At 59.5% G+C, this 17,770-nt stretch carries 12 protein-coding genes and 1 pseudogene; 6 read left to right on the top strand and 7 right to left on the bottom strand.

What is annotated here, in order from left to right; all coding sequences use genetic code 11:
* Nucleotides 1–22: 22 nt before the first annotated feature.
* Both AACY36_RS22180 and AACY36_RS22175 read right to left on the bottom strand, forming a co-directional pair.
* On the bottom strand, nt 23–808 hold the full coding sequence (locus tag AACY36_RS22180; RefSeq protein ID WP_339418424.1) for a sulfite exporter TauE/SafE family protein: 786 nt from the start codon (nt 806–808) through the stop codon (nt 23–25).
* A gap of 91 nt (nt 809–899) precedes the next feature.
* Nucleotides 900–1,670, bottom strand: coding sequence for a class I SAM-dependent methyltransferase (locus AACY36_RS22175; protein WP_339418422.1), 771 nt, complete (start codon nt 1,668–1,670; stop codon nt 900–902).
* Nucleotides 1,671–1,810: 140 nt separating this feature from the next.
* Here AACY36_RS22175 and AACY36_RS22170 point away from each other — a divergent pair, with 140 nt between their 5' ends.
* From AACY36_RS22170 to AACY36_RS22160, 3 genes are read left to right on the top strand one after another with little or no spacing between them, the layout of a single operon-like run.
* Nucleotides 1,811–2,332, top strand: a complete 522-nt coding sequence (locus AACY36_RS22170; RefSeq protein ID WP_339418420.1) for a DUF3455 domain-containing protein — start codon at nt 1,811–1,813, stop codon at nt 2,330–2,332.
* Between the two features lie 50 nt (nt 2,333–2,382).
* Nucleotides 2,383–2,898, top strand: a complete 516-nt coding sequence (locus AACY36_RS22165; protein ID WP_339418418.1) for a sigma-70 family RNA polymerase sigma factor — start codon at nt 2,383–2,385, stop codon at nt 2,896–2,898.
* Nucleotides 2,895–3,563, top strand: coding sequence for an anti-sigma factor (locus tag AACY36_RS22160; RefSeq protein WP_339497575.1), 669 nt, complete (start codon nt 2,895–2,897; stop codon nt 3,561–3,563). The genes AACY36_RS22165 and AACY36_RS22160 overlap by 4 nt, the downstream gene beginning before the upstream one ends.
* On the opposite strand, the gene AACY36_RS22155 is transcribed toward AACY36_RS22160, so the two are convergent.
* Together AACY36_RS22155 and AACY36_RS22150 are read right to left on the bottom strand one after the other, a co-directional pair.
* Entirely contained in the window at nt 3,564–4,865 is a 1,302-nt protein-coding gene (locus AACY36_RS22155) for an ATP-binding protein (protein WP_339418416.1), read from the bottom strand.
* A gap of 3 nt (nt 4,866–4,868) precedes the next feature.
* Entirely contained in the window at nt 4,869–5,570 is a 702-nt protein-coding gene (locus AACY36_RS22150) for a response regulator transcription factor (RefSeq protein ID WP_049708618.1), read from the bottom strand.
* 228 nt (nt 5,571–5,798) lie between these two features.
* On the opposite strand from AACY36_RS22150, the gene AACY36_RS22145 reads away from it, so the two are divergent.
* From AACY36_RS22145 to AACY36_RS22135, 3 genes and pseudogenes are all read left to right on the top strand, one after another.
* Nucleotides 5,799–6,956, top strand: a complete 1,158-nt coding sequence (locus AACY36_RS22145; protein WP_339418414.1) for an efflux RND transporter periplasmic adaptor subunit — start codon at nt 5,799–5,801, stop codon at nt 6,954–6,956.
* Between the two features lie 12 nt (nt 6,957–6,968).
* Entirely contained in the window at nt 6,969–10,061 is a 3,093-nt protein-coding gene (locus tag AACY36_RS22140) for an efflux RND transporter permease subunit (RefSeq protein WP_339497573.1), read from the top strand.
* Nucleotides 10,062–10,176: 115 nt separating this feature from the next.
* Nucleotides 10,177–10,592, top strand: a pseudogene (locus AACY36_RS22135) (DUF1345 domain-containing protein).
* Between the two features lie 235 nt (nt 10,593–10,827).
* Here AACY36_RS22135 and AACY36_RS22130 read toward each other — a convergent pair.
* The 3 genes from AACY36_RS22130 to AACY36_RS22120 form a co-directional block, all read right to left on the bottom strand.
* On the bottom strand, nt 10,828–13,101 hold the full coding sequence (locus AACY36_RS22130) for an autotransporter outer membrane beta-barrel domain-containing protein (RefSeq protein WP_339428015.1): 2,274 nt from the start codon (nt 13,099–13,101) through the stop codon (nt 10,828–10,830).
* A 207-nt stretch (nt 13,102–13,308) separates the two neighbouring features.
* The gene (locus AACY36_RS22125) at nt 13,309–15,330 is read right to left on the bottom strand and encodes a hypothetical protein (RefSeq protein WP_339428016.1); all 2,022 of its coding nucleotides are present in this window, start codon (nt 15,328–15,330) and stop codon (nt 13,309–13,311) included.
* A gap of 174 nt (nt 15,331–15,504) precedes the next feature.
* Nucleotides 15,505–17,577, bottom strand: coding sequence for a hypothetical protein (locus AACY36_RS22120; RefSeq protein ID WP_339497572.1), 2,073 nt, complete (start codon nt 17,575–17,577; stop codon nt 15,505–15,507).
* Between the last annotated feature and the right edge of the window lie 193 nt (nt 17,578–17,770).

Raw genomic sequence — 17,770 nt, 5'->3', positions numbered from 1 at the left:
TAACGGATATACCCCCCCCCAATCAGAACGCGAGCTTGTAACCAATTGCCATCAACATAACCGCCAAGCACGGCCGCAATACCCCGTCCGGCAGCTTGCCCGTCATATGGCTACCCACGTAAATCCCCGGCAACGACCCCATCAACAAAAACCCCAACAAATGCCAGTCCATGTTCCCCATGCTGGCATGCCCCAACCCCGCCACCAGGGTCAGAGGCACGGCGTGGGCGATCTCGGTCCCCACCAGCCGCCGCGTGGCCAGGAACGGGTACAGAATAAACAACGCCACAGTCCCCAGAGCACCCGCGCCGATGGACGTCAGCGCAACCATGGTGCCCAGAACAGCGCCGGTCACCACCGTCAGCATGTTCAGGTTGCGCGGGCTCATGTGATAGTCATCACCGGCATGCCGCTGGGCAAAAGCCAACAGGCTTTTCTTGAACAGAATCGCCAGGGCCGTCAGCAGCAACACCACACCGAGGGCTTGCTTGATCACCGCGTTCATCGCGCTGGGGTCGGTGTGCAGGCTGGCCAGGAACCACAGGGTCAGCAACACCGCAGGCACGCTGCCCAGGGTCAGCCAACCGGTGATGGTCCAGTCGATGTTCTTGTTCTTGCTGTGCACCAGCACCCCACCGGACTTTGTGATGGCGGCGTACAACAAGTCGGTGCCCACGGCCGTCGCCGGGTTGATGCCAAACCACAGCAGGATCGGGGTCATCAACGAGCCCCCACCCACCCCCGTCATGCCCACGATAAAACCTACGATCAGGCCGGCAATCACAAAACCAACATTACCCACTTCCATCAACGCTACCTGCGGCCTTGTAAATTTCTGGCCGCAGGATAGCGATTTTTCTTATAACGACTTATATCAATATGATCTGACTTTATGCCTTTTATGGCAGGCGATGACAGGCATAGGCCTGGGTCTGATACGGGAAGGCGATGGTGTCCCGCCCGCGCAAGTCGGGATGGGTGTCGACCAAGGTGCGCAATTGCGCGGTAACGCTGGCCTTTTCTGCGGCTGGGAGCGCCGCGATAAAGCTCACTGACAGAAAGCGATCCATGACCACTTCCTGAGGGCTGCCGACGTGGCTGTACGAAAAACAGGTGACTTCAGGATCGGAAAAATACTTGCCAGTGAAAGCTTCACGCCAACGCCCGCTATGAAAGCGCGGGGTGTCGCCTTCGTACGGTGTGATTATTTCGGTGATTGCCGCCACCCAGCCCACCGATTCGTCGCGCACATTCCACACCAGCCCCAAGCGCCCTCCGGGCTTGAGTACGCGATGGATCTCCGACAATGCGGCCTCGGTGGAGAACCAATGGAAGGCTTGCGCACAGACCAGTGCATCGGCGCTGGCGGACGCCAGGGGGATGGCTTCGGCAGTGCCGCTCACCAGGCGCACGCCCGGTAGCAGCTTAGCCAGTTGCGCGCCCATCGCCGCCAGCGGCTCGACGGCAATCAGCGCTGGCGCCAGGGTGCTGAGCAAGCGCGTGAATTTGCCGGTGCCGGCACCTAGGTCAATCACTGTCGACTGCGCATCAATGCGCAGGCTTTGAGTGAGCCAGCCAGTGAGTTGCCTGGGGTAATTCGGCCGGCCCTGGGCGTAAGTGACGGCCTGGGTGGAGAAACCTTGTTGAGCAGACACGTGGACGCCAGTCATTGCCAATCTCTCCTCAGGGGTAAAGCGGGGGCACAGTGTGCGCCCTCAAACATTTATTTTCTAATCCGTGCATCCAATCCTGCGCAAGCTGGGTAGTCCTTTCAGTCACCCCGCTGTTTTACTGAAATGGAGAAACACCCATGAACGCTAAAGCACTGTTCTGCCTCACCGCCCTGCTGGCTGCCGCACCCGCTGCCTTCGCCCAGACCGGCTTGCCGGACAGCATCAAGGTACCGGACGGCCACAAGGTAGCGCTGGAAACCACCGGTGTCGGCGAAATCACTTACGAGTGCCGCGACAAAGCCAACGCCGCCGGCCAGACCGAGTGGACCTTCGTCGGCCCCAAGGCCGTGTTGAATGACCGCAGCGGCAAGCAAGTCGGCACCTATTTCGGCCCGCCTGCCACCTGGCAAGCCAAGGACGGTTCAAAAATCACCGGCACTCAGTTGGCCGTGGCGCCGTCGGGTGCGGGCAACCTGCCGTACCAATTGGTCAAGGCCAACCCGGCTGAAGGCAAGGGCGCGATGAGCGGTGTGAGTTACATCCAGCGGGTTGCCCTCCAAGGCGGCGTGGCGCCGAGCAGCGCGTGCACGGCGGCCAACAAGGGCAAGCAGGAAGTGGTGAAGTACCAGGCCGACTACATTTTCTGGGCGGCCAACTGAGCAAAGTCGGCTACGCTGCCCCCAATGCCGATCGTTGGGGGGAGCACCACGTGTTTGATTACGAAGCCTGTCTGCAATCCTGTGCCCGTGGCGATCAACGCGCCTTGCGCCAGCTTTATGAGCAGGACAGCAGCCGTTTGCTCGGCGTGGCGTTGCGCATCGCCAGGGACAAGCCCCTTGCTGAAGACATCGTGCATGACGCGTTTATCAAGATCTGGCGCGGTGCCGGCAGTTTCGACCCCAGTCGCGGTTCGGCGCGTGGCTGGGTGTTCAGCGTGACCCGGCACGTGGCGCTCAACGTCGTGCGTAACCAGTACCGCGAAGTACCGTTGGGCGAAGAACACGAGCAAGTCGCTGCAACCGACACCTTTGAATTCAGCGCACGCACCGGGCAGGTTCACCTCTGCCTGGAGCAGCTCGACCCGGCCCGTCGCACCTGCATCCTGCATGCCTACGTCGACGGTTATTCCCACAGCGAAATCGCCCAGAAACTGGACACCCCACTGGGGACCGTCAAAGCCTGGATCAAACGTAGCCTCGCGGCGCTGCGGGAGTGCATGGCATGAGCAAACCACTGGACGAACTGGCCAGCGAATACGTACTGGGCACCCTGCTCGCCGAACAAAGCGCCGAGGTGGAACAACGGCTCATGCACGACGCCGAATTACGCGCCGCAGTGGACGCCTGGGAACAGCGTCTGTTGCCGCTGACCGCCTTGGCGGAGCCCGTGCCACCCTCCTCTGAGTTGTGGCGGCGTATCGAACGCAACATCGCCAGCGCCCGCACGCACTGGTGGGACCTGCTGGCCGTGTGGCGCGGCCTGGCCGGCGCCGGGTTGCTGACTACGCTGGTCCTCGCCGGACTGCTGCTGACCCGCCCGCCCGCCGCCGAGCCGACTTTTGTGGTGGTGCTGGTGGCGCCGCAAAGCCAGGCCCCGGGCTGGGTGATCCAGGCCAGTGACAATCAGCAGATTCAGTTGATCCCGCTGGGCATGATGGAAGTGCCAACGGACAAGGCCCTGCAGTTCTGGACCAAGGGTGACGGTTGGCAGGGGCCGGTATCCCTGGGGCTGGTCAAACCCGGGCAAACGCTGTCGGTGCCGCTGGACAAGCTGCCGCCGCTTACGCAGAACCAGCTGTTCGAACTGACCCTGGAAGACCCGCGCGGCTCGCCGACCGGCAAACCCACCGGGCCGATCCAGGCGATTGGCCGCGCGGTCAAGGTGCTCTGATCAGGCGACGCTGGGCAACCACACGCGAAAGCGTGCACCGCCCAGCGGCGAAGCCAATGCCGTCAAGGTGCCGCCCTGGGCTTCCAGGGCGCGTCGGCTGATGGCCAGGCCCAGGCCAAAACCACCGGTGGCGCGGTCACGGCTGCGGTCCAAGCGGTAGAACGGCTCGAAGATGCGTTCGCGCTGGTCCGGCGGGATGCCGATGCCGTCGTCGTCCACCCAGATTTCACAGCCCTTGGGGCAGACCTTCACGCCGACCTGAATGCGTTTGTCGCAGTAACGCGTGGCATTGCGCAGCAGGTTCTGCAGCGCGCGGGCGGTGAGGCGCGGGTCGAGGCTGAAGCGCTCCACGGCGCAGTCGAGCGCTACATCGATGACGATCTCGGGGTTTTCCAGTTCGTCATCGACACTGCCCAGCACGCTGTCGATAAACTCGTCGAGCACCACCTCCACCCGCTCCGGCAATTGCGCCGGGTTTTGCAGGCGGCTGTAGGACAGCAGTTCCAGCACCAGTTCATCCAGCTCGCGGATATGCGCCACCAGGCTTTGCAAGCGTTCGCGGCTGGCCTCGGGCAAGTCTTCGGAGAGCGCCAGGGCCAGGCCGAAGTCCAGGCGCGTGAGCGGCGTGCGCAGTTCATGGGAGACGGCGTTGAGCAGGTCGCGTTGCTGATTGAGCAGGTGTTCGATGTCGTCGGCCATGGTGTCGAACACCGAAGCCAGGCTGCCGATGCTGGAGCTGGCCGGAATGCGCGTGCGTTCCGCCATATTGCCCTGGCCCAATTGCCCCGCGGTGCTTTTCAGGCGTTCCAGGTCGCGCCAGTGCGGGCGCAGCCACACCAATAGGCAGGCCAGCAGCGCCGCAACAATCAACACGTTGATCGCCCAATACAGCACGTTCATGTCCATCGGGTCAGGCGGTATCGTCAGCTTGACCACAAATTGCTCATTGATCGGAGTGCTGATTTGCTCCATCCAGCCCCATTCGCCCAGGCGCACTACCGACTTGCCCTGTTCCAATAGCTGTTCCTCAGCCGGGGTGTAGCTGGCGTCCTGGCGCAGCAGCAATTGAACGTTGAGTGGCGCGAATTCGCGGCCCAGTTGGTCGGTGACCTGTGACCAGCGCTCCACAGGTGCGCGCAGGTATTGTTTGACAATCAGCTTTTGCTGGCCGCGGGTCTGCTCGATGTTGTAATTCACGTAGCGGTGCTCGAACAGCTGGATCACCAGCGTGGGCACCAAGTAAATCGCCGCACTGTAGGTGACGATGGTGATCAGATAGAGGCGAAACAGTACGCGAACCATCGATCAGCATTCCCACTCGGAACGGCTGAACAGGTAGCCTTTGCCCCACACCGTCTTGATCTTGCGCGCTTCACCGGCGTTGTCGTCAAACTTGCGGCGCAGCTTGGAAATGGCCACGTCCACCGAACGGTCGGTGCCGTTGAACTCGATACCGCGCAGGCGTTGCAAGATCTGGTCGCGGCTGAGCACCTCGCCGGCATGCCGGGCCAGCACCACCAGCAGGTTGTATTCGCCGCTGGACAACTCCACCGCCTGCTCGCGCCAGGTCACGGTGCGCTCCGACAGGTCGATGCACAGGTTGCCCATGACGATCTGGTCGTTGGCCGCCTGGGGTTCGGACAAGCTGCTGCGCCGCAGCAAAGTGCGGACACGGGCCAGTAGCACGCGCGGTTCACAGGGTTTGGTCACGTAGTCGTCGGCGCCCATTTCCAGGCCCAGCACCTGATCGTGGCTGTCATCGCGCGCCGTGAGCATCAGGATCGGCAAGCCCGCCGAGTCGGCGCGCAGCAAGCGGCATACTTGCAGGCCGTCGAGGCCGGGCAGCATCAGATCGAGGATCACCAGGTCCGGCGGATTCAAGCGTGCGCGCTCACGCACATGGTCGCCACGACTGAGCACGCTGACGTGGTAGCCATTGCGCTCCAGGTAGCTGGCAATCAGCTCGGAGAGTGCGGCGTCGTCTTCCACCAGGAGGATGTTGGGCATGAAGGTGTTTCCAGAAAATACATTTATTGGTCGTACATAAATCCAATGTGGGAGCGGGCTTGCTCGCTCCCACATTGGATCTTCGGCGTATGTAGGGCTGTGCAAGGATATACGCCCAACGCTCACAACGCGCCGCACCTTACATTTCTTCACAGACGCGCTACACAGCTTCACAGCACCACGGCGCGGGTGACTTTAGGATGCGCCAGTCAATATTGGGATAAGAGCATGTCGAAGAATCTGTTTGCGCCGTTTTGCCTGCTGGCCCTCACCCTTGCCCTTAGCGCGTGTGACAACTCCGCCACCGAAGCGCCGCAAATGCCCCTGGCCAAAGTGCGCATCGAAACCCTTGAAGCCAAGCCCCTGTCGATCACCAGCGAACTGAGCGGGCGCATTGCCGCGCCGCGTATCGCTGAAGTGCGCGCACGGGTCGCGGGTGTGGTGACGCAGCGGGTGTTCAAGGAAGGTCGTGACGTGAAACAGGGTGATGTGCTGTTTCGCATTGACCCGGCGCCCTTCAAGGCCGACCTCGACAGCGCCCAGGCCAACCTGAGCAAAGCCTTGGCGAATGCCTTCCAGGCGCGCTTGCAAGAGCAGCGCTACAGCCAGTTAGTGGAAGGCAACGCCATCAGCGGCCAGGACTACGACAATGCTCGCGCCGCCGTGCGCCAGACGAACGCCGACGTCGCCGCCAACAAGGCGGCCGTCGAGCGGGCCAAATTGAACCTGGGCTACGCCACCGTGACCGCGCCAATTTCCGGGCGTATCGGCCGTGCGCTGGTCACCGAGGGTGCCCTGGTCGGCCAGAATGAGGCCACACCGCTGGCGATCATCCAGCAATTGGACCCGATCCACGCCGACCTCACCCAGTCAAACCGCGAGCTGAATGACCTGCGCCGCGCCTTCCGTGCCGGCAGCTTGAAGCAGGTCGGCCAGGACCAGGCCAAGGCCACGTTGATCGAGGACGACGGCAGCCTCTACCCGTTGCCGGGCAAATTGCTGTTTGCCGAGATCAGCGTCGACCCTGGCACCGGCCAGATCATCCTGCGCAGTGAATTCCCCAACCCGGACCTCGACCTGCTGCCCGGCAGCTTTGTGCGGGTGCGCCTGGAGCAAGCCATCGACAAGCAAGGCATCAGCGTGCCGCAACGCGCCATTACCCGTGACAGCGCTGGCATCCCGATGGTGCTGCTGTTGGACGCCGAGCAGACCGTCAGCCAGCAGCCCGTAGAGCTGGGCGCGGTGATCAATGATCGCTGGATTGTCAGCAGTGGCCTCAAGCCCGGTGACCGCATCGTCGTCGAAGGCCTGCAACACGCGCGCCCCGGTGAAAAAGTCGAAGTAGATGACAGCCCGACGCCCGTCGCCCAGGCTCCCGGCCAATAAGGATCATTGACAATGCCGCAGTTTTTTATTGACCGCCCGATCTTCGCCTGGGTGGTCGCTCTGTTTATCCTGCTTGCCGGTTTGCTGGCAATCCCGCAACTGCCGGTGGCGCAGTACCCCAACGTCGCGCCGCCGAAAGTCGAAATCTACGCAGTGTACCCCGGCGCTTCGGCCCAGACCCTGGATGAGAGCGTGGTCAGCCTGATCGAGCAAGAGCTCAACGGCGCCGATCACCTGCTGTATTTCGAGTCCCAGAGCAGCTTGGGTTCGGCGACCATCACCGCGACCTTCCAGCCGGGCACCAACCCGGAAATGGCCCAGGTGGATGTGCAGAACCGCCTGAAAGCGGTCGAGCCGCGCCTGCCGCAAGCGGTGACCCAGCAAGGCTTGCAGGTGGAGAAAGTCTCCGCAGGCTTCCTGTTGCTGGTGACCCTCACCTCCAGCGACGGCAAGCTTGATGATGTAGCGCTCAGCGATTACCTGGCGCGCAACGTGATGAACGAACTCAAGCGCCTCGACGGTGTGGGCAAGGCCCAGCTGTATGGCGCCGAACGTGCCATGCGGATCTGGATCGACCCGCAGAAGCTGATCGGTTTCAACCTGACCCCGGCCGATGTGAACGCCGCGATCAGCGCGCAAAACGCCCAGGTATCCGCGGGCAGCATCGGTGACTTGCCGGGCACCAACACCCAGGAAATCACTGCCGCGATCCTGGTCAAGGGCCAGCTGTCCACGCCGGCCGAGTTCGCCGATATTGTGCTCAAGGCCAATCCCGACGGTTCCACCGTGCGCATCGGCGATGTGGCGCGGGTGGAAGTCGGCAGCCAGGAATACCAGTTCTCCACGCGCCTGAATGGCAAACCGTCGACAGCGGTCAGCGTGCAGCTGGCACCTGGCGCCAATGCGCTGAACACCGCAACCCTGGTGCGCGCAAAGATGGACGAACTGTCGCGCTACTTCCCGGCCAATGTGGAGTACAAGATCCCGTACGACACCTCGCCGTTCGTCAAAGTCTCGATCACCAAAGTGGTCTACACCCTGCTCGAAGCGATGGCGCTGGTGTTCGCGGTGATGTTTTTGTTCCTGCAGAACGTGCGCTACACCCTGATCCCGACGCTGGTGGTGCCGATTGCGCTGATGGGCACCTTCGCCACCATGTTGTTGCTGGGGTTTTCGATCAACGTGCTGACCATGTTCGGCATGGTGTTGGCCATCGGTATCCTGGTGGACGACGCGATTGTGGTGGTGGAGAACGTCGAGCGGATCATGGCCACTGAGGGGTTGTCACCCAAGGAAGCGACGCGCAAGGCCATGGGCCAGATCACCGGCGCCATCATCGGCATCACCCTGGTGCTGGTGGCGGTGTTCCTGCCGATGGCCTTTATGGCGGGTTCGGTGGGGGTGATCTACCAGCAGTTCTCGTTGTCGATGGCGGTATCGATCCTGTTCTCGGCGTTCCTCGCCCTGACCTTGACCCCGGCCTTGTGCGCCACCTTGCTCAAGCCGATCGCCAAGGATGAGCACACTGCCAAAGGCGGTTTCTTCGGCTGGTTCAACCAGCGTTTTGAAAGCCTCACCGACCGCTACGAAGGCTGGGTAGCCTATGCCCTCAAGCGCAGCGGCCGTTACCTGCTGATTTACCTGGTGCTGCTAGTGGGCCTGGGGTGGATGTTCACGCGCCTGCCCTCCTCGTTCCTGCCGGTGGAAGACCAGGGTTACACGATCACTGACATCCAACTGCCACCGGGCGCGAGCAAGAACCGCACGGTGCAGGTTGCCGAACAGATCGAAGCGCACAACGCCGAGGAGCCTGGGGTGGGCGACACCACCATGATCATGGGCTTCAGTTTCTCCGGTTCCGGGCAGAACGCCGCGCTGGCGTTTACCACGCTCAAGGATTGGTCGGAGCGCGGCAGCGATGACTCTGCCGCATCTATTGCCGACCGCGCCAATATGGCCTTTACCGAGCTCAAGGACGCGATTGCCTATGCGGTCCTGCCGCCGCCGGTGGATGGCCTCGGCACATCCAGCGGCTTCGAGTTCCGCTTGCAAGACCGGGGCGGTGTCGGCCATGCCGCGTTGATGGCCGCGAGAACGCAATTGCTGGCCGCCGCCGAGAAAAGCCCGATCCTGGCCAACGTGCGCGAAAGCGCCCTGGCCGAAGCACCGCAAGTGCAGCTGGAAGTGGACCGCAAGCAGGCCAACGCACTCGGCGTGTCCTTTGCAGACGTAGGTAATGTGCTGTCCTCGGCCATCGGCTCGGCTTATGTCAATGACTTCCCCAACCAGGGCCGCATGCAGCGGGTGGTGGTGCAGGCCGAAGGCGACCAGCGCAGCCAGGTGGCGGACTTGATGAAGATCCACGTGCGCAACAACGCCGGCAAGATGGTGCCACTGTCAGCCTTTGTCGAAGCCAAGTGGACCCAGGGCCCGGCGCAGTTGACGCGTTACAACGGCTACCCGGCCATCGCGATTTCCGGCGAAGCCGCACCCGGCCACAGTACCGGTGAGGCGATGAATGAAATCCAGCGCCTGGTCAGCCAATTGCCGGCCGGCCTGGGCCAGGAATGGACCGGTTTGTCGTTGCAGGAACGCCTGTCCGGTTCCCAGGCGCCGATACTGTTGGGCCTGTCGCTGCTGATCGTGTTCCTGTGCCTGGCGGCACTGTATGAAAGCTGGTCGATCCCGACCTCGGTATTGCTGGTGGTGCCGTTGGGCGTACTCGGTGCCGTGTTGGCAGTGAGCTTGCGCGGCATGCCCAACGATGTGTTCTTCAAGGTCGGCTTGATCACCATCATTGGCCTGTCGGCGAAGAACGCGATTCTGATCATCGAGTTCGCCAAGGACCTGTATGACCAGGGTGAAGACCTGATCAGCGCCACGTTGAAAGCCGCGCGGTTGCGCTTGCGCCCGATCATCATGACGTCGCTGGCGTTCATCCTCGGCGTGGTGCCGCTGGCGATTGCAACAGGTGCCAGCTCGGCCAGTCAGCAGGCGATTGGTACGGGCGTGATCGGCGGGATGATCACCGCGACACTGGCGGTGGTGTTTGTGCCGGTGTTTTTTGTGGTGGTGATGAAGCTGGTGCATAAACGCAGCGACTAGATTTAAGCTTCAAGCGGCAAGTAAGAGCAGACTTGCTTCTAACTTGCCGCTTACAGCTTGAAGCTTGCAGCGGCGCAACCTATGGTGCTCTCAATTCCCCCGATTCGTGAGCGCCATGCCCTTCCTCGCCCGTACCCACCCTCGCCTCTCCGCCGCCGCCGTGTTCGGGCTTGCCGTGGGCATCCTGGCGCCGGCCGATACGTGGCTCAGCAAAATCCTCATCGGCTGGAACGCCGGGGGCTGGACATACCTGGTGCTGATGCTGTGGCTGACCCGCCGTGCCAAGGCCGAGGACGTCAAGCGCATCGCCGAGATCGAAGATGAAAACGCCGGCTCGGCCCTGTTCACCGTGTGCATCGCCGCCATCGCCAGCCTGGCGACCATCACTTTCGAACGGGTCGGCCGCAAGGGCCTCGCCACCTCTGAGCGCCTGCTGCACTGGGCTTCACCGGGCTGACGGTGATCGGCTTTGTGTTCAACACGGCGATCCTGGGTTTTTCGATCAATATCGCCGCCGGGCTGTTTGGGTGACGCTGTACAAACCGTCTAGACGCCCATTGATCGCTGGGCGGTAATAACCACCTACTCCGCCTCGGTGTTTTATGGCCGCGCGCAATTGGATCGAGCTGATAGTGGGCTCGGGGGTCTCGGCCAGTCGCTGGCGACGTTACCCGAGGTTCACGTTGCCATGCATTGGATAAGCGTGCTGATCTGAACGCAAAAAAAGGGGGAGCCGCAGCTTCCCCCGTTTCATTGAGCGATTGTCTTAAAAGTCGTAGCGTACGCCGAAGTTGACACCCCACGGCTGATCGATCTTCTTGCCCTGGCTGGTTTCGATGTCCGCATGCAACTTGACGTTCTCCGATACCGACATCGCCAAACCGGCCGCCAACTCGATGCGCGAGCCCGACAGGTCGTTGTTGAAACTCTGGTCGTTGATGAACACCTTGTTGCTCTGGTCGAACTCATGGGCCACTGCGGTACGCAAGTAAGGCTGCAACACACCGCCGCTTTCCAGCTGGATGTTCTTGCCTGCGGTCACGCCAAGCTTGCCCACCACCGAGCTGGAACGATCGCCCTTGGCTTGCAGGCCGTTGGTCAACTCGTAACTCTGCGCCTGAGTGATGGTTGCCGACAACTGCCCGTAGGGTTCCAGATAGAAGTCGTTGTCCAGCTTGATATGACGGCCCAACTCCGCCGAGGCACCCACGGCATTTTGCGCGTAGTTGCCCTTGGCTTTCTTGCCGTCGCTCATGGTCACTTCGTTTTCCGTGTGCAGGCGGTTGAGCTTGGCCACACCGTCGAAGTACAGCCCGCTTTCGGCGTCCAACCAAGTGGCGTAACCACCTACGTAGTAACTCTTCACTTCGCCGCTGCTGCCGCGGGTCAGGCTGAGGTCGGAGACACTGTGACCGGCCATCACACCCGCGATCCACTGGCCGTCGCCACCCGATAATGGCGCATCGGCACCAATGGTGAAGCCCTTCTGGTTTTGCGTGTAGCCCGCACCGTTCTTGTTCGCCGCCACGTCGAATTTGTTGCCGTAGCTGCGCATCCACATCCCGTTGCCCGCACCCTCACTGAAGCGCAATTCGCCCATGCGCGTACGCAGGATGCTCATCTCGCCATACAGCACGGTTGGCGCACTGTTGAACAGGGCCAGTACCGAGTGGGCACTGGTACTGGTGCCCTTACGGTTCGGGTCGAGAAACCAGTCGGTGCCGTCCTGCTGCAAGCCATAAGCGTAGGCACCCACGTCAACCGTACCGCTCGCCAGGCTGAACTGCGCATCACCGCCTTCGGTGTGGACTACCTTGATCGGCTGGCCGTCAGCCAGGTTCGAGCCGCTGGCGGCCAACATCAGGCTATGATTGCCATTGGCCTTGCCTTCCACGTTGAGGAAGTCGGTCTGATGGGTCAGAAAATCGGTGTTCATGATGAACGTACCGTTGCCTTCCAGGCTTTTCACGTCCAACCGATAGAACTCATCCGGCCCACCGAAATGCACGGCGCCGCCGCCCATTTTCAAGGCGGTGACATTGCTGTCGCCCACCAGCACCCAATGGGAGGCGTCGTTCACACTCAGCTCGGCGACGTTTTTCAACTGGCCGGTCAGCCAGGCGCCGTTGTTGAGCTGCGCTTTAGCGGTGCTACCCTCTTCGACCACGATGTCGCCGAACAACTCGCTGTGGTCGACGTTCATGTTGGCAACGGAATTGCCGGTGACTTCCAGGATATTGCCGTTGCCGCCGGTCAGGGTCGAGCCATTGCGCACCTGAATATCAACTTGACCACCGCCCAGCTCATCCCCCTTGACCAGCAACGCAGCACCGTTTCGGCCCTCGGCATGTGTACCGTCCAGTACAAGGCTGCTTGGGTTATTGATATAGTATTCCTTCTCCAACACCACGCCATTCTGGCCGCCGACAATACGGCTGCCAATGGCGGTAGCGTCCGCGCCCACCAGGTAGACGCCCACACCATCCTCTCGGGTTGCTGTGACATCTGAGTAGGTGAAATTCAATTGACTGTACGCCGACGCAACTGCGCCCGTCGTCGAACCCGTGACGGTGCTGCCGAAAACATTCACGGTCGAGCCGTCAGTCGTCAAGAAATCGCGCCCTGCGACAATAGCCGCCCCGTCGGCATTGGTGACCGTGCTGGTGGTGATATCCGCGTCACTGCCAATCAGTTGCAGGGCAAACGGCGAAGAACTGCGCGCTTCGACCGTCGCGCCATTCAAGGTGATTTTCGATCCATTGATGGCCTCAATGTCCTGGGCCAGGGTGCCTGCATTCAAGGTCATCCGTGCGCCAACGACCTGCGACTGACGCAAGGTCGAACCATTGGAGATCAGATGAGAGTCATTTTCGATAACCCAACTGTCGAGGTATTGACCCGACCCGATCGTGTATTCATGACCATCAATCAAGTGCGTGGTTGCTTGGGCGAGTGAAGCGCCAAACAGCAGGAAACCCATTGCAGGGGCCTGAACCGCGATGGCCAATGGATGTTTTTGGAAACATGCGTTGATAGTCATTCTGCGTGTATACCCGTGAAGAACCTTCCCATAGGGAACGAATTGACCGGCACCAAGCGAGATAGGAGCAGGCCTTGAGGGGCCGCAGACTAGAGAGAAAGGAAGAATGAATATGTAGGATTTATCTGAGATGTAATGCGCAATGACGGAGGGGTATTAATGGGGCTTGAAGAGGAGCACCTCTGCTCCTCTTCAAGCCAAGCATCACTAAGGCCAAAGAGAGCCGTCGCAATAAGTCGGTGTCGAGCCGGAAAGATAAGTCCTTACCAACGCAAGCGTTTCGGCAGAGTCCACAGGCGTGGTTCCCACAATGGGTACCGAATACTTGATGCGTACCGACCCCATATCCGTCATGTAGTCGTAGATTGGCTTGATATACATCGCTCCCGTTTGGATGCGAACTTTGAAACCGAACGCGATCTCGCTGGTCGTTGTTATCGTATGATTGAAAATTCCCGAAGCCGCAGCGATTGGCATGTTACCGGCATCATTGCTGTGTGCCTGCCACGACACTGGGATAATCATACCTAAAGCGAAACTCGAGCTCGGCGGAACATTAACCTCCACATAACCACCGGTCTGAGTTACATTTTTGACTGCGTTACAGGCAATGATCGTGACACCGCCGGCTACAGCCGCCCCCTCTACAGTCGGTGCATCGAAGGAGATTACGTTTGCCGCGACATCAATGCCTTGAGCGGGTGAAACATTTCTATTGCTGGTGCCTGTAGTAACAAGTTCATAATGCAATGGAAGAGGGTTGCCGGCCAGGGAATTGCCATATTTGGCAATGCTCGGCCACGGCACCCTCGTATCAATGACACCGGAAGGCGGAAGGTTCAAGTTGTCGACCGGGATAACGGCAACCCTTTCACCCGAGTAATACAGATGAATGGTGAACGCCCTGGCGGAAGGCAATGGTGCAACAGTCCACAAAGGAATCTTGACGGGCGCGTCCAGTCCCTTGTCACGGCCATCCAGTTGATTCGTCAAGCCTGACCCCGCCCCCGTCAATATCGGACGTAGGAGATTCCTATTAGGCCGAGTAGGTCTGTCTGGGTTCACGGGACCCGCATCGGACAAGTCCAGTTCAACAGTGACTTCGTCGGCCGTAGCGATCCAATAGAACACCCCTCCGCGTTCTGCCGCATAGCTGACGCTCATTGCAATGGGCCCAAAACTGGCGGTGCCATACAAAAACTCGAGTACCGGATAGTCGACAGGGAACTCCCCGGGCAATACGGTCGACCCCACTGGCAGCGGGCCGACTTGGCGAGTGCCATGGGCGGTGGTGAGCCTGATGTATATATTGTCCCGCACACGATCCGTATCATAATTAGGGATGATGATCAGCGCTCCCGACCCCGCTTCAGTATCATCCAGGTCGAGCAGATGGTCGCCTGAGCCCACTAAGTTGACGGCAAACTTGACACCTGGAGATTTCAAAATCGGGGCGGGACGAATCGCGATGCTCACGGGCAGCCCGAGGGAGACGCCACTGACATTACCCTCAATAGTCCGCAGTTGGTAATAAATGTCTTTCGCGCCCTCCCACAGCGCGGCCTGAGCCTCGGTCAATAGCACTACTTCATCGGGGAAGACATTACCGGTTGCAACCACTGACCCATTGGGACCGTCCAACAGCTCCCACTTGTCTCCTATATGCGCACCCTGAGCGTCGTAATCTTGAATCCGAAGTTTTGCCACGCCACCATTGGCATCAAAATACGCTTTAGTCAGAGGACCGGAATGCCCTGCGGGCAACAACAAGGGGAACGGTCTAATACCTGCTGAATCAAAGGGTGCAATTCGATTGACGATGAAGGTTGTTGTCGCGGAGCCAGACTTGTTTATCCCACCACCCGGTATACTCCTCAACACTGCATACTTGTAGGTGTGGGTTCCCTGGGTCAACCGGTTCTGGGGAATTTCCGCTACATAAGGGCCCGCCGCAATGAGTTCTTCCGACCGAAAACGCCCGCTTTGAAAATCCCCAATGTCATCAATATGATCATCTCGCGTAGAAGGATTAGTAACGGAGGACGGAGGAAACCATGTGGGCACATCAAGCAGTAACTTAGAAGCGTCGACCGCTTCCCGTGTCAATAAGCCCGGGTACAGAGTGTTATCAACATAACCTCGAGGCACCGCTGCTGCAAGTGTAATAGGCACAGCAGTAATCGTATTTTTATTTTTTATTTGCGCGAATGGACCCAGTTTCTTTTTCATGTCAATTACTCACCATAGTTGAACACACGAGTATCGATAACTCGCCCCGGTGACGAGGCGAACCTATTTAAAGCGTACGACACGGTGAATGCCTGACTACTTAAAACACCCGCACCACTGCCCTTCAGACCACACCCGATCGCGAGCAAGCGTCAGCACCACATCACGTCGCTACTACTTAAACTTCTTAACGTCCTGTAAGAGCTTTATCAACTTATCAATCAACTCATTGAGTTTGCCCAGTTGTCCGCTAGGCGAGCGCTCCGGTGCCTCAAGCCATTGCACATCTGCGCCATCACAAAAGCCGTGATCACCGGGTTGGCAGGGCTCTTCGGAGTTAGGGAACACTCGGTCTATGCGCACCCGCCCGATGGATGAATGACCAATCAGCACGCCGTTCCGGTAGAGGTAATATTCTGCTGTGGCCGAAGCGAACCTGCGCATCGGCTCGATCTTGGTGTCCCATGGCAAGACCACAATCGACATTCCATTGATCAAGTGCTCAGGCGTGATGGGCTCGCGCCCTTCAAACTCTGTACCTAAGATCGGTTGCTCCCAATTAATGGTTTTGTAGCCCTGCCAAAACGATCTGACTTCGTCATCAACCCGCATGCGTGAGTCGATAGGTACGGTCCAGCGGACGCCATGACAAATGGCAGGGCGCGACTCACATGTCAGATTTCGGGCCCCACCGTGCAGCGAATGGGCAATCACCGGCGCGTCAAGATCAAACAACGGATCGACATGCACATTCACCGGGGTTTCAGGCGCTTGCTGCTCATTCACGCCATTGGTGGTGGTATAGAACACCGGCAATGCGGAGTGATTGCCCTCTGCAACAATATCCGTGCCCGAGATGTCGGGTACAAAACGAACCAGTTGATCGAGCGCATCGCCTGTTTGCACGGTGTAGTACGCGAGCGGCCCTCTGCTCCCATAATAGAGGGCAAGTACTTCACCCGGTTTGGGATCGACGTACAAACGCACCCAGACACTGGCACCCAACACCCGGTCCCGCTGATCCAGCTCGTTGATCAACCCCGACCCATTGCCGATGACCTGAACTTTTGCAAGCGTAGGGTTAAGCTTGGCCGGCGCACCGGCATGGTCTTGGCCCGCGAGGGTCCAGTCTTGCCAGAAAAAGTCGATAGGCGAGAGGAATGGAGTGGGTCTTCCCGGCCGGTGTATCTCATATTGCACAGGTACCTGCTCACGGACCAAGGGGCCGGGTTGGCGCAAAATGCTCCAGGGAATCGTTACAGAAAACGGAAAACCGGTGATTTCTAGCGGTGGCAGTACGCGCTGCCCGTTCCAGACCATCACTACCTTATCGTCCTCCATGAATCCGAGGTATTGAGGTGCGGGTATCTGAGCGGCAATACCTGCACGTGCATCGTCTCTCTTGAGCAATAAGTCAAGGTAGGCAGGGGGTCGAATGACCGGCGCCAGCAGGCCGCTAGGGGACGGGATCAAGCTGACGGGAAAGCTCGTGGAGGCCGTCAAAGGGCTGAAGTTTCCTGACCGATCATAGGCCCGGCCGGTCATGTAAACCGTGCCATTAGGCAGGGCTCGGAAATAGTCTCGATCGACACAGATGATCAAAGGTTCATCGGTAAAATCGAGGGTCTTGATAACCGTATGGATCAATGGGAACGGCGGTGTCACCTTCGACAGATAAATAGAAATCTGGTCACCTTTGGCTCGGGCCACAAAGGCGGGGAGCTCAATCTCTATGCACGGATTGTCAGCGAGCACTTGTTCGGTTATGCCTGTGGCGGCGATGCTTGGGTCAACAAATCTAGGGCCATCGGAAGGAAGCAGAAAGGTCGGCGGGTTTCGATCTACCCTCAATGTCCTGAAGGGGGAATTCACATCGGGACTGCCGGGCTCTTTCACTCGATACAGCAGCTCAATGACAGCGTCGAAATACAGCATGAAATTGCGGGGTACGGACAACGAAAATGGGTCAGGTTCCGCTAAGTAATCGGCTTTATTGAACACGCGTGAATCCGCAACCGCCTCGACACCGTTAACACGCCAAATCAACTCCACCGTGTTGTCCCTTAGCAGCGAGGGGCCTGGCACCCATTTCTTGATCCAGCAAACCAAAGGCATCTCGCGATAGGGGATAACGATCAGGCCTTCCGGATCAGATACCGGCACACCGACAATCTCGGCAAAGGGATCCAGCGCCAACACACCGTTGCGCCTCGATAGATTGTTGCCAGGGTTTTCCTTTCCAGACATGGTGTGCGCTCCCTGTAAGAAGCTGATTGGTTGAGCACAATTAAGCGCCCGTTGCCCTTTCCTGACTACTGTCAGAATTAACAGGTTCATCGGCCCATTCGTCGTTTCCCTTCCATCGACGTCCCCAACATTTTTTCTCCATCGCTTGACGCCCCCCTTCACTTGGTGTTTTCTGAAACCGGTTTCAGCTCCT

This window comes from Pseudomonas sp. EA_15y_Pfl1_P101, assembly GCF_963970835.1.
GTDB lineage: Bacteria > Pseudomonadota > Gammaproteobacteria > Pseudomonadales > Pseudomonadaceae > Aquipseudomonas > Aquipseudomonas tritici.
The sequence above is the reverse complement of the archived record's forward strand: the minus strand, read 5'-3'. Positions and strand labels throughout refer to the sequence as shown.

Bases quoted from the DNA above. Each gene is read 5' to 3' on its own strand.
- AACY36_RS22180 (WP_339418424.1), bottom strand. From the start codon at position 808: ATGGAAGTGGGTAATGTTGGTTTTGTGATTGCCGGCCTGATCGTAGGT.
- AACY36_RS22175 (WP_339418422.1), bottom strand. From the start codon at position 1,670: ATGACTGGCGTCCACGTGTCTGCTCAACAAGGTTTCTCCACCCAGGCC.
- AACY36_RS22170 (WP_339418420.1), top strand. From the start codon at position 1,811: ATGAACGCTAAAGCACTGTTCTGCCTCACCGCCCTGCTGGCTGCCGCA.
- AACY36_RS22160 (WP_339497575.1), top strand. From the start codon at position 2,895: ATGAGCAAACCACTGGACGAACTGGCCAGCGAATACGTACTGGGCACC.
- AACY36_RS22155 (WP_339418416.1), bottom strand. From the start codon at position 4,865: ATGGTTCGCGTACTGTTTCGCCTCTATCTGATCACCATCGTCACCTAC.
- AACY36_RS22150 (WP_049708618.1), bottom strand. From the start codon at position 5,570: ATGCCCAACATCCTCCTGGTGGAAGACGACGCCGCACTCTCCGAGCTG.
- AACY36_RS22145 (WP_339418414.1), top strand. From the start codon at position 5,799: ATGTCGAAGAATCTGTTTGCGCCGTTTTGCCTGCTGGCCCTCACCCTT.
- AACY36_RS22140 (WP_339497573.1), top strand. From the start codon at position 6,969: ATGCCGCAGTTTTTTATTGACCGCCCGATCTTCGCCTGGGTGGTCGCT.
- AACY36_RS22130 (WP_339428015.1), bottom strand. From the start codon at position 13,101: ATGACTATCAACGCATGTTTCCAAAAACATCCATTGGCCATCGCGGTT.
- AACY36_RS22125 (WP_339428016.1), bottom strand. From the start codon at position 15,330: ATGAAAAAGAAACTGGGTCCATTCGCGCAAATAAAAAATAAAAATACG.
- AACY36_RS22120 (WP_339497572.1), bottom strand. From the start codon at position 17,577: ATGTCTGGAAAGGAAAACCCTGGCAACAATCTATCGAGGCGCAACGGT.